The organism is Actinophytocola sp. (assembly GCF_050699915.1).
Lineage (GTDB): Bacteria > Actinomycetota > Actinomycetes > Mycobacteriales > Pseudonocardiaceae > Actinophytocola.
Window position 1 is genome coordinate 1 of the sequence record NZ_JBOHGA010000202.1, and the last position, 11,305, is coordinate 11,305.

10 protein-coding genes and 1 pseudogene are annotated in these 11,305 nt (G+C 71.6%); 7 read left to right on the forward strand and 4 right to left on the reverse strand.

The genetic code is table 11. From position 1 onward, the window contains the following. Window positions 1-2,502, reverse strand: a 2,502-nt coding sequence (locus ACRDSK_RS26780) for an AAA domain-containing protein (protein ID WP_431444073.1), incomplete at its 3' end; no start/stop codon positions are given. A gap of 188 nt (window positions 2,503-2,690) precedes the next feature. Between ACRDSK_RS26780 and ACRDSK_RS26785 the strand changes: the two genes are divergently transcribed. From ACRDSK_RS26785 to ACRDSK_RS26800, 4 genes are all read left to right on the forward strand, one after another. Then, window positions 2,691-3,860 (forward strand): S1 family peptidase, encoded by a 1,170-nt coding sequence (locus tag ACRDSK_RS26785; RefSeq protein ID WP_431444074.1) that lies wholly within the window; start codon window positions 2,691-2,693, stop codon window positions 3,858-3,860. 151 nt (window positions 3,861-4,011) lie between these two features. After that, complete coding sequence (locus ACRDSK_RS26790) at window positions 4,012-4,920, forward strand: helix-turn-helix domain-containing protein (protein ID WP_431444075.1); 909 nt, start codon at window positions 4,012-4,014, stop codon at window positions 4,918-4,920. A gap of 211 nt (window positions 4,921-5,131) precedes the next feature. Then, window positions 5,132-5,356: a DUF397 domain-containing protein gene (locus ACRDSK_RS26795; RefSeq protein WP_431444077.1), complete on the forward strand. Its 225-nt coding sequence runs from the start codon at window positions 5,132-5,134 to the stop codon at window positions 5,354-5,356. Continuing rightward, on the forward strand, window positions 5,356-5,703 hold the full coding sequence (locus ACRDSK_RS26800) for a hypothetical protein (protein WP_431444079.1): 348 nt from the start codon (window positions 5,356-5,358) through the stop codon (window positions 5,701-5,703). Before ACRDSK_RS26795 ends, ACRDSK_RS26800 begins: the two co-directional genes overlap by 1 nt. Before the next feature lie 286 nt (window positions 5,704-5,989). On the opposite strand, the gene ACRDSK_RS26805 is transcribed toward ACRDSK_RS26800, so the two are convergent. Beyond that, window positions 5,990-6,391 carry a rhodanese-like domain-containing protein gene (locus ACRDSK_RS26805; protein ID WP_431444080.1) on the reverse strand — a complete coding sequence of 134 codons (402 nt, stop codon included), beginning with the start codon at window positions 6,389-6,391 and terminating at the stop codon, window positions 5,990-5,992. Then, on the reverse strand, window positions 6,388-6,927 hold the full coding sequence (locus ACRDSK_RS26810) for a cysteine dioxygenase (RefSeq protein WP_431444081.1): 540 nt from the start codon (window positions 6,925-6,927) through the stop codon (window positions 6,388-6,390). Before ACRDSK_RS26810 ends, ACRDSK_RS26805 begins: the two co-directional genes overlap by 4 nt. A 270-nt stretch (window positions 6,928-7,197) precedes the next feature. Here ACRDSK_RS26810 and ACRDSK_RS26815 point away from each other — a divergent pair, with 270 nt between their 5' ends. The 3 genes from ACRDSK_RS26815 (at window position 7,198) to ACRDSK_RS26825 (ending at window position 11,182) form a co-directional block, all read left to right on the forward strand. Continuing rightward, a complete protein-coding gene (locus ACRDSK_RS26815) occupies window positions 7,198-7,563 on the forward strand; it encodes a Na-translocating system protein MpsC family protein (protein ID WP_431444082.1) in 366 nt (121 codons plus the stop codon). Window positions 7,564-7,652: 89 nt separating this feature from the next. Then, window positions 7,653-10,706 carry an ATP-binding protein gene (locus ACRDSK_RS26820; protein ID WP_431444083.1) on the forward strand — a complete coding sequence of 1,018 codons (3,054 nt, stop codon included), beginning with the start codon at window positions 7,653-7,655 and terminating at the stop codon, window positions 10,704-10,706. Between the two features lie 338 nt (window positions 10,707-11,044). Continuing rightward, window positions 11,045-11,182, forward strand: a complete 138-nt coding sequence (locus tag ACRDSK_RS26825; protein ID WP_431444084.1) for a hypothetical protein — start codon at window positions 11,045-11,047, stop codon at window positions 11,180-11,182. Here the strand turns inward: ACRDSK_RS26825 and ACRDSK_RS26830 are convergent. Then, window positions 11,179-11,305 (reverse strand): annotated as a pseudogene (locus ACRDSK_RS26830) (IS630 family transposase); the annotation flags it as partial. The gene ACRDSK_RS26825 and the pseudogene ACRDSK_RS26830 overlap by 4 nt on opposite strands.

An 11,305-nucleotide genomic window follows, 5' to 3' on the forward strand; every position in this document is an offset into this window, starting at 1 on the left:
CGGCACGGTCGCCGCCGCGTGCGCGTCCGCCGCGGCGGCGACGTCCACGAGCCGCGCGTACGCCCGGACCGCGTCCAGGTCCGTCCAGTCAGGACGCGGCAGGCCGGCGTCGGCTAGCGCCCGCTGCTCCTTCTCCAGCGCCTCCGACAGCCGCAGCACCCTGAGCAGCTGGTCCAACTCCGTGCTGTGCCACTGGACCCGCTCGTGCACCGATCCGTCGACGACCGCGACGCCGGCCGGCCACGTCCGGTCCAGCGCGGCGATGACCTTGCCCAGCTCGGCCCACAGCAGGAAAGCCGCCACCTGGCTCGCGTTGGTCGGCGGCAGTCCGTCCACCCGCACCTGCGCGAACAACGCCTGAGCCTGCTTTACCGGCCGCGGGGTCAGCGCACCGACCTTCGGCATGCCGTCCGCTCCGGTCTTCAGTGCACTGCCGGCCAGATGTGCATGCAGCAGCTGCGCGGCGGGCACCAGCAGTGGCGCGTTACCGTCCACTTGGACCGTCGTGAGTGGACCAAGATTTGCCGCGAGCTGGTTCGCCTGCGCCACCAGGGTGCCGATCTGCTGGGCCCGGCCGTGCCAGGCCCGCCCGCGCCCGGACCGGATGTCGGCGAGCGCGTCGTTCATCCACGTCTCCCGGCGCCGCGCCAGGTCGTCCGCCTCGTCGGCCAGCTCCCGCAGCCGTCGGCGCAGCTGGTCGCGCGCGCCCGCGTCGATCCGGCGCACGGCATCGAAGGCCAGGTGGGCCTTCTCGGTGTCGTGCTGCTCGTCGTCGGCGGCCGCGGCGAGCTCGGCGGAGACCAGGTCCGCGAAGCCCGGGGGCGGCGGCACCGTGGTCGGGTCCACCAGCCGACCGCCCGCCTCGAGCTCGTCGGAGCTGAGCGCCTCGTCGACCAGCAGGCCGCGCCATTCGACGATCTCCGGGCCGGTCAGCGGCGGCGGCTCGTCGGGCCGGACGTCGGCGTGCTCGGCGAGCCAGCCGAACCGCGGCCGCTGCGTCTCCAGCGCCCGGGCGATGGCGGCGAGCGTGCCCTGGTAGCCGGCGTGGGAGTGCTCGCGCACCTCGTCCTCGCGGGCCTCGACGAGCTGGGCGTGCAGGTCCTCGCGGCGCCCGCGGAGCCGCTCGATGTCGTCGAGGCAGCCCTCGATGGAACGCTTCGCCGTCGCCTCGTCGTGCTCGGTGGCCGCCGCCGCGATCCGCGCGACGGCCACCTTGAGGTCGGACATGTCCTCCCGCGACGTGCCGACCACGGCGACCGACAGCGGCTTGATCGCGGCGGGCAGCTTGTCCCGAACCTCGCGCAGCGCCCGGTCGGTGTGCGCGGTGACGAGGACCCGCTTGCCCTGCGCCAACAGGTGCGACAGCAGCGCGGCCGCGGTGTGCGTCTTACCGGTGCCCGGCGGGCCCTGCACGAGCGTCTGCGCCTGGGTGTCGACCTGCCGGACGATCCGCAGCTGGGTGTCGTTGACCGGCAGCGGGAGGAACTCGTCGTCGTCCACGCGGACGAGCGCCCCGTCGGCGGGGGCCTCGGTGCGCGGCAGGGGCCGGTGGTCCGGGTCGACGAGCGGGCGCAGGCCGTCGGGCACCTCGCCGGACTCGGTCAGCTGGTCGACGATCGTCGAGAAGATCTCCACCAGGCCCTGCTGCGAGCGCCGGCGGAGGATGACCGCGGGCGCGAACGCCGCCACCGCGTGCGCGGCCGGGACCGGGACCGACTCGGCGTCGCGGTACTCGCCGGCGGCGTCGAGCATGTGCACCACGCGGCGGACGAGCGCGCCGGTCTCCGCCCGGTCCAGCGGGTGGCCGGCGAGCTCGCGGGCCTGCGCGCGGATGTCGTTGACGTGCCGCGGGTTCGGGATCAGGCCGGGGTCGAGCATGTCCAGCTCGACGTCCGCGGCGTCCACCGACTCCACCCGGCGCACGGCGAGCTGGCCGGTGTCGTCGTCGAGGGTGATCGTCACCGGCGCCGTGACCAGGTGCCGGCGGACCTCCGAGTGGCCGGGCGGGCGCCACGCGAGGCAGCCGACGCCCACGACGAGCTCCAGCTCCTCGGGGTTGCCGGTGGCCGCGACGTAGGTGGCGAACAGCTGGCCGTACCAGGCCCGCACGGTCCGGTCGCGGCGCTCGAGCTCGGCCCACTCCTGCCAGGCCGGCAGCCACTCGTCGTACCGCGCGCGCAGCTCCGGGTCCTCGGGCGGCGCGAGGAGCTGGTCGGGGTCGTCGAGCCGGTCCATGCCGAACTCGGGCACCGGCGGATCGGCACGGGCCACCCGGTCGATCGTCATGATCGGGTCCTCGGGCCCCGGCTCGCCGCGGTGCGCGATGGTGACCGCCGGGTGCTCGGGCAGCTCGTCGAGCCACAGCACCGAGCGATAACCCTCCACGGTGCGGGGTGGGAGGTTGCGCAGCTGCTGGGTGCGGCCGAGGAACTCGAACAGCCGCACGGCACGGCCGACCAGTGGGTCGGCCGGTTGGATCGCCCCCTGGGTCGTGTCGGTCACCCGGTCTCCCGCCTGCCTTCGGAGGACACCAAGGTACCGCGTCGCGCCGATGCCAGGTACGGCAACGACTTCGCTCGCGGTCGGGACGTGACGAAATTTGGTCTAGACCTTGACGCGGCGCGTCCGACCGGCCACGGTGTGCATGAGAGCGCTCTCACCTCTCACCCCTGCTGAGAAACGAGAGCACCATGAAGCGAGCAAGAACGCTTGTGTCGGTGGGCGCGTGTGCGCTCGTGGCACTGAGCCAGGCCATCGCGGGTCCGTCCGCGGCCGCGGCGAACCCCGTCGCGTCGGACGGGGTCGCGTCGGGCGGCGTCGTCGCCGCGATGCAGCGCGACCTCGGGCTGACCGAGGCGCAGGCGCTCACCCGCGTGCGCCAGGAGTCTGCGGCGATCGAGGTCGAGCCGGCGGCCCGGGCGGCGGCCGGTACCGCGTACGGCGGTTCCTGGTTCGACGCGGAGCGCGGCGCGCTCGTCGTCGGACTGGCCACTTTGGACAGTGCGAAGGACGGTACGAACAACACCGCGGACGCGGTGCGGGCGACCGGCGCCGAGGTGGCCGCGGTCGAGCACACCCAGGCGGAGTTGGACGCCACCAAGGCGAAGCTGGACAAGGTCCGGGCGCCGGCGGACGTGGCCGGCTGGCACGTGGATCCCCGCTCGGGCAGCGTGGTCGTGACGGTCCGCCGGGGCGCGGACGTCAGCGCGGACGTCGCCGAGTTCCTCGACGTCGCGCGCGAGGCAGGCCCGGTGCGGGTCGAGGAGACCGACCAGCTGCCGCGCCCGTTCGCCGCGGGCACGGTCGGCGGCGATCCCTACTACATCAACGGCAACGTGCGCTGCTCGATCGGCTTCTCGGTGCACGGCGGCTTCGTCAGCGCCGGGCACTGCGGTGGCGTCGGCAGCACGGTCAACGGCTGGGACGGCTCGTGGATGGGCACGTTCGCCGGCTCGTCGTTCCCGGAGAACGACTACTCGTTCGTCCGGATCGGCGGCGGCTGGTGGACAGTACCGGTCGTGCTCGGCTGGGGCACGGTGCCCGACCAGCTGGTGCGCGGCTCGGGCGAGGCGCCGGTGGGCTCGTCGATCTGCCGGTCGGGTTCGACGACGCACTGGCACTGCGGCACGGTGCTGGCGAAGAACGAGACGGTCAACTACGCGCAGGGCGCGGTGCACCAGATGACGAAGACGAGCGTGTGCGCCGAGCCCGGCGACTCGGGCGGCTCGTACATCACCGGTGACCAGGCTCAGGGCGTCACCTCCGGCGGCTGGGGCAACTGCGCCGGCGGCGGGGAGACCTGGTTCCAGCCGGTCAACGAGATCCTGGCGGTGTACGGGCTTTCACTGGTCACCGCGTAGGTCGAAGGGATACCGCCGCGCCGGCGCCGGCGCGGCGGTGTCCGGCGATCGCGCGTCCGGCGATTCGCCGGTGGTGCCACTCCCCGACCGTGTCGGGAGCGCGTACTCTGAGTTGTCCGACGGTGACACGGCTCGAGTACGGGAGGCAGCGATGGTCGTGGACGACCCTCGCCGTGGCACGGAGGAAGCCGCCACGCCCGGTACGAACGACGTCAGTGGTGCGCCGACTGCCCGCCGGATCGTGCTCGGCGCCCAGCTGCGCCGCCTGCGTGAGGCCGCGGACATCTCCCGCGCCGACGCCGGCTACGCGATCCGCGGCTCGGACTCGAAGATCAGCCGGATGGAGCTCGGTCGGGTCGGCTTCAAGGAGCGCGACGTCGTCGACCTGCTCACGATGTACGGCGTAGAGGACGAGAACGAGCGCGCCTTCTACATCGACCTGGTGCACCGGTCCAACGAGCGCGGCTGGTGGCACCGGTTCACCGACCTCATGCCGGACTGGTTCTCCAACTTCGTCGGCCTGGAGGAGTCCGCCTCCCTCATCCAGAACTACGAGCTGCTGTTCATGCCGGGCCTGTTGCAGACCGAGGACTACGTCCGCGCGGTCGTCAGCCACGGCCAGCCCGCCCACCTCGACGACCAGAGCGAGCGCCGCGTCCAGCTGCGCCTGCAGCGGCAGAAGGTGCTCTTCCGGCAGGGCGCGCCGCGGCTGTGGGCGGTCGTCGACGAGTCCGTGCTGCGCCGGCCCATCGGCGGCGCCGCCGCGTTGCGCAAGCAGCTGGACCACCTGCTCGAGGTCACCAAGCAGCCCAACATCACGCTGCAGGTCGTGCCCTACTCGATGAGCGGCTACTCGGCCGAGGGGCCGTTCAGCATGCTGCGCTTCGCCGAGCCGACACTCCCGGACGTGGTCTACATCGAGCACCTCAGCGGCGCGCTGTACCTCGACCGGCCGCACGAGATCGAGGTCTACGGCCGTGTGCTCGACCGGTTGGCGGTCGACGCGGAGACGCCGGACCGCAGCAGACAGCTCATTTCCAAGCTGCGCCAGGAGATCTGACTACACCCGATCGGGTGATGACGGTCGGTATCCAACCGGCCAAACGTGCCGCGACCTGCGCGGACACCGCAGGTAGTGGTTCTTGACCCGGCTGTACACGCAAAGCCCATCTGCACGTGCATTTACCGCTGCAACCGCACGTGTTATCTTCTTAGTATGCAGCTGCACGTGCAGGTGCACCCACTGTCGGTAGTCGGGAAGGGTGGGGACGATGGCCCGCGAGATCAGGAACGGTGTGCCGGCCGGACAGCTGCCGGACGCGGTTTGGCGTAAGAGCAGTCGCAGCGGCGCGGTCGGTAACTGCGTTGAGTTCGCCTGGCCCGAGCGTGAGGTCGTGGCCGTGCGGAACTCCCGCAACCCGGGCGGCCCGGTGCTCGTGTACGCCCGCGAGGAGCTGGTGGCCTTCCTGGCCGACGTCCGGAAACGGGAGGGTTGATGGCTCCCAGTGCCGCGTCGTCGTTGTCAGCCGCGACCAGCACCGATGCCCAGCTCCGTGCCCTGGTGGCGCGCGGCTTCCGGTTCATCGACCCCAGAGACGAGAACGGCGACGTCGTAGCGGTGGTCGGCGTGCGGGCCCACCACAACGTCGTCGACGTGGTGCAGCTGCACGGCGAGGACGACGCCGAAGCCACCCGCATTCCGCCCAACCAGGACGTGCTCGCCCCGCGCAAGGTGTTCTGGCGGGAGACCGGTCCGGCACACGAGGTGCTCGGCGCGATGCTCGAGCTGCCCGACGACCGCACGCCTGGCGCTTTGCTGGTTCCCACCCGGGTGAGCGCCTAGGGCGCACCTGGCGGATCCCTGGCCGCCAGGTGCGCCTGTCTAGGACGTGGCCCCGCCTCCACTGAGTTCGTAGACCGCGCCGGTGGAGAAGCTGCAACGATCCGAACCGAGCCAGGCGACCAGCTCCGCGACTCCTCGGCCCGGCCCAGCCGACCCATCGGGATCAGGCTCGCCAGCCGCGCTCGACCATGCCCGGGGTGGCGCGCACAGGTCGCCGACGCCGCGTCGGTCACGTCGACCCGGTCCAGCTCGGCGGCCGCGGCGGTGACGGCGGCGCAGTCGGACGCTATCTGGTCAGCCGCGACACCGTGGGCAGTCCGGTCGCGTGCCAGGCGGCGAACCCGCCGTCGACGTCGGCCACCCTGGTCAGCCCGAGCTGCGACATCACCTGGTGGGCGGCGAGGCTGGAGGTGTAGCCCTCGTTGCACATGAGGACGACCTCCTGGTCGCGGTCACCCGGGCGCAGCTCCTTGAGGCGGTGCTCGCTGGTGACGTCCAGCCGCCACTCCAGCACGTGCCGGGACACCGCGATCGCGCCCGGCACCTCCCCGAACCGCCACCGGTACTCGGTGGGCCGCAGGTCGACGAGGATCGCGCCGCGGCGCATCGCCTCGGCGGTCTGGGCGGGTGTGTAGCGGGTGATCCGCTCGCGCGCGTGCGCGACGAGCGTGGTGACGACGTCGGTCATGACGCCGCCTCGCGCAGGGCGGCCGCCTGGGCCTCCAACGCGCCGACCTGCGGCTCCGGTGTGTCGCAGAGGATCTCCCGAAGATGGTGCATACCACTGGGCAGCCAGCAGTAGAAGTTCATCGCACGCAGCGGGGGAGAGTAGGCGTGGATGGACACCGTCGGCTCGGTACCCACGTTCACCAGGTTGTGCAGGTAGTCCGCGCCGAAGCCGACCGAGTCACCGGCCGTGTGCCGGCGGGTGCGTAACCCGGTCCGGTGCACCGCACCGAAGTCCTCCAGCAGCGAGCCGCGCGCCATGGTGAACGCGCCGACGCTGCCGCCGTGGTCGTGCAGCAGCGTGTCCTGCCCGATGTCCCAACAGATCAGCCACACCTCGACGGCCGCGTCGAGCCGCAGCCGGGTGTAGCACCGCTCGGTCAGGTCGAACCGGACGGAGCTCGCCCAGCGGTCGGGAAATCGCGAGAAATCGTTGACGATTGCCCGCAGCTCGGTGGGTGAATAGTAATCTTGCGAATTCGCCGGAATCGAATGCACGGCGGATTGGCATGGTATTTCCACGAGACAAGCCCTTTCGCTTGACACCCGCGATGTCCCCGCACGCCGGTCGCAGTTTCTCGACCTTCGCGCAAGGCCACGACGAGGTGTATCTCGCTCGAGCCGCTCCGCCGCACGACCCGCCCACGATCGCCGGGCGCACTGCGGCACGGCCCGATCAGCCGCTATGGTTAGCGCTCGTCCACGAGAGTATCGGGCGGGGGAGCCGGGACACAACGGGCCCGGGTGGCCGGCGAAGGGAATGGCGCCATGCGAATAACGAAGGCGCAGCGCAACGCCGTCGCCGAAAAGATCACCAGCCTCGAACGGACCTTCTACGGCCGCGGTCCGCGAAACGTCCAGGTCTCGGTCAGCGACGACGATCCGGTGAGCCTCGTCGTGCTCTCGATCGACAGCCTGACCGTCGCCGACGCGGTGCTCCGCGAGCGCGGCCACCGCGAGGCGGTGATCCGCCACCACGAGGCGCTGCACGAGGCCACCCGCGCGGACTTCCTGGAGGCGGTCGAGGGCGTCGTGGGCCAGCAGGCCACCGCGTACCTCGCCCAGGTGCATCCGGACACCGGCAACGCCATCCGCGTGTTCGTCTTCTCCGAGCAGATGCACGAAACCGAGTAGCGCCCGGCACGTTTCGGCTGGGACTGTCGGTGGGCTTGCCTAGTATCGATCGCGGATCGAGGAAACCTCTCAGAGACGGCGAACCGGACATGACCACGGCGGAGCTCATCGGACGGGACCACCCCAGCGGGGTCCTGCGCGCCGAGATCGACCGCGCCGCCACGAGCCACGGCGGGCTCGTGCTGGTCACCGGCGAGGCCGGGATCGGCAAGACGACGCTGGTCACCGACGCGATGGAGACCGCGCGGCGGGCCGGCGCGCTGGTGCTGTCCGGCTCGTGCTGGGACTCCGCGGCCGCCCCCGGCTACTGGCCGTGGGTGCAGGTCATGCGGGCGCTGCGCCGCCAGGCCGGCGACGAGGAGTGGGCCGAGGGCCTCGAGTTCCTGCTGGGGGAGGGCCGGACGAGCTCGCCGGCCGCCGGGTTCCAGGTCTACGACGCGGTGACCAGCGCGCTGGTGGCCGCGGCGCAGCGACAGCCGGTCGTGGTCGTGCTGGACGACCTGCACTGGGCGGACCCGGAGTCGGTGCGGCTGCTGGAGTTCGTCGCACAGCACACGTGGTTCGAGCGACTGCTGCTGGTGGGCACGTACCGGGACGTGGAGGTGGAGGCCACCGAGCACCCGCTGGCGCCGCTGATGCTGCCGCTGCTGGCCCGGGCCACGACGATCACGCTCACCGGGCTCGGCCTCGCGGAGGTCGGTGCGCTGATGGCCCGGACCACGGGCGTCGAGCCGGACGACGGCCTGGCCGTGGACGTGCACCGGCGCACCGGCGGCAACCCGTTCTTCGTCGAGCAGACCGCCCGCCTCTGGCACAGCGGAAACGCCCTGACCGCCGTGGCGCCGGGCGTGCGGGACGCGGTGCGCCGGCGGCTGTCGCTGCTGCCGCCCGCGGTGTCGGCCCTGCTCGTGGACGCGGCCGTGCTCGGTCGGGAGTTCCACCGCCAGGTGCTGGCCGCCACCGGCGCGACCCCGGCGGCGGTGGTCGACCGGCTGCTGTCCGAGGCCGCGGCCGCGCGGCTGGTGTCCGCCCGTGGCGACGGGCGGTTCGCGTTCGCCCACGACCTCGTGCGCGAGACGCTGTACGAGTCGCTCGACGAGACCGAGGTCCGGCGGCGGCACGCGGCGGTGGTCCGCGCGCTGGACCGGTCGCAGCCGCTGGCCGAGCGGATCTTCCCGGCCGACCGGGCCCGGCACGCTTATCTGGCCGGCGCCGAGCTGGAGCCGGGCGTGACCGTGGACCTGCTGACCGCGGCGGCGGAGGACGCGCGCCGCCGGATCGCCACCGAGGAGATGATCGGACACCTGCGCCGCGCGCTCGAGCTGGTGGCGGCCGACGACCCGCGGCGGTCGCGGATCAGCCTGGACATCGGCGTGCAGCTCTACCACCGGCGCCAGTCCGAGGAGGCGATGGTGGCGTTCCGGGAGGCCGCGGACGTCGCGCTCGGGCTGGAGGCGACGGGACCGCTGAGCCGGGTGGCGTTGACGCTGTGGGGGTACACCAGCATTCGCGGCTCGCTGCGCGAGGAGGTCATGCGGGCGACGCACGCGCGGCTGCTCGGCTCGGTCGAGGACCGGCCGCTGGACCGGCTCGCGCACGAGGTGATCCTGCACCTGATCTCGCACGCCCGGACCGACAACGACGACGATGCGCTGGGCTTCAGCCTGTGGACCAAGCACGACACGTTGTGGGAGCCGGGCAACGCGGCGGAGCGGCAGGTGCTCACCGACGAGCTGGTGACGATCGCCCGGCGCACCGGTGACGCCGAGATGGAGATGTACGCGACATCGTTGGGTTGGGTGGCGGCCATCGAGCTGGGCGACCCGCGTTTCGTCGACCGCGTCGCCCAGTTCGTCGCGTTGGCCAAGCGGTATCAGGTCCCGTCGCTGCTCGCCGGCGCGCTGATCGACCGGAGCATCGTCGCCTCGCTGCACGGTCGGTTCGCGGAGTCGGCGGAGCTGTTGGGGGAGGCGTTCGACAGCCTGCCGGAGGAGGAGTACCTGTTCTTCTCCTACATGGGTCATCAGCTGCGCTGGTCGCTGCTGATGCTGCAGGGCCGGCTCGACGAGGTGGCCGAGGTGCTGCCGGAGGCGGCGGCGGCTAAGTACCCGCATCCGGAGCTGCTGGACGGGATCGCGGCGGCGAAGCGGGGCGATGTCGACACGGCGGTGCGGTGCCTCGCCGAGGTGGGTCCGGTGCCGGGCCCGTTCGCGGCGCTGCTCGTGCGGCTGCAGGCTTACGTCGCGTTCCTGACGCGGTCGGCGCAGGCGTGTGAGCGGGCGCGAGAGGTGCTAACGCCGCTGTCCGGCGGTTGGCTGGTGGGTTTGTACGGGTGTGACATCGGCGGCCCGGTCGCGTACTGGGCGGGCCTGGTCGACCTGGCGGAGTCCCGTGTGGACGATGCGGCGGCCCGGTTCCAGGAGGCGATCCGCTCGGCGGAGTCGCTGGGCGCGTGGCCGTGGGTGGTGGAGGCGAAGCTGGGCTTGGCGGAGGCGTCACCCGAACCGGAGGCTGCCAGACTTCGCAAGGAGGCCGAGACGGAGGCGGCCGCGCTGGGCATCAGCAACCCGGGCGTGGCGCGAACGCAGTCCTTACCGGGCAACGAGTTCCACCTGACGGGCGAGACGTGGACCCTGTCGATGGCCGGCCGCACGGTGCACGTCCCGGACGCGAAGGGCCTGCGAGACATCCATTTCTTGTTGTCCGCCCCCGGCACGGAGATCCCCGCGACGCGCCTGCTGAACCCCACCGGCGGCGAGGAGGTGGTCGCGGCGGCGACTCTGTCCGGCGACGAGGTCCTCGACGCCGAGGCCCGAGCCGCCTACCAACGCCGCCTGACGGACCTGGACGAGCAGATAGACAACGCCGCGCTGCTCGGCAACGACACGAAGGCCGCCCGCCTGGACGAGGAACGCGAGGCACTGCTGTCAGAGCTCCGCGCGGCAGCCGGCCTGGGCACCAGAACCCGCCGCCTGGGCGACGAGGCAGAACGCGCCCGCAAGACGGTGACCGCCAGAATCCGCGACACACTGAGAAAACTCGACGACCGCCACCCAGAGCTGGCAACCCACCTGAGAGCCTCGATCTCCACCGGTTCGACCTGCGGCTACCAGCCGAAGACCCCAACCCGCTGGAAGCTCTAAGCCGCAGCCCGCTGGACTATTCGCTTGCGACGCCTTGTCGCCAGGTTCAACATGGGAGAACCAGATCAGGTCGTTCGCGGCCACCGTGGACAGGTTCTACGACCGCCTCGGTGATCGGCAATGGATCTTCTGCAACAACGTCAACGTGGACAAGGTGGCGGACCTCGATCCAGCCAACCGTCGCGGTTTGCACGCACGGGACGAGGCCGAGCCGGCCGCCTGGGACAGCGTGGTCGGTCATCACAAGGGCCTGGCGGCCGCTCATCAATCCTTCACCAAGAAAGTTCAAAGGCGCGGGTCGACGAACCCGTCTACGAGCACGCGCGCACAAGGCGACGTTGCGTGTCAACGGCACCGACCGTCAGGTGGAGTTGCGCTGGATGCATCAGCAGGCGGACAGCAGCGATCTCGCCATCGAGCCCGACGTCGGTGTATGGCGGCTCATGCTGTGGGGGCCGGATGCGTTCCTGCCCTAGTGTCGTGAGTCGTTGATTCGGCTGCAGTATGCGGCGAGGGTGTCGAGGATCTGGTCGGCGGTCTTGGTCCAGACGAACGGCTTCGGGTCGGTGTTCCATTCGTTGACCCAGTGGCGGACGTCG

Bases quoted from the DNA above. Each gene is read 5' to 3' on its own strand.
- ACRDSK_RS26790 (WP_431444075.1), top strand. From the start codon at position 4,012: ATGGTCGTGGACGACCCTCGCCGTGGCACGGAGGAAGCCGCCACGCCC.
- ACRDSK_RS26800 (WP_431444079.1), top strand. From the start codon at position 5,356: ATGGCTCCCAGTGCCGCGTCGTCGTTGTCAGCCGCGACCAGCACCGAT.
- ACRDSK_RS26820 (WP_431444083.1), top strand. From the start codon at position 7,653: ATGACCACGGCGGAGCTCATCGGACGGGACCACCCCAGCGGGGTCCTG.
- ACRDSK_RS26815 (WP_431444082.1), top strand. From the start codon at position 7,198: ATGCGAATAACGAAGGCGCAGCGCAACGCCGTCGCCGAAAAGATCACC.
- ACRDSK_RS26795 (WP_431444077.1), top strand. From the start codon at position 5,132: ATGGCCCGCGAGATCAGGAACGGTGTGCCGGCCGGACAGCTGCCGGAC.
- ACRDSK_RS26785 (WP_431444074.1), top strand. From the start codon at position 2,691: ATGAAGCGAGCAAGAACGCTTGTGTCGGTGGGCGCGTGTGCGCTCGTG.
- ACRDSK_RS26805 (WP_431444080.1), bottom strand. From the start codon at position 6,391: ATGACCGACGTCGTCACCACGCTCGTCGCGCACGCGCGCGAGCGGATC.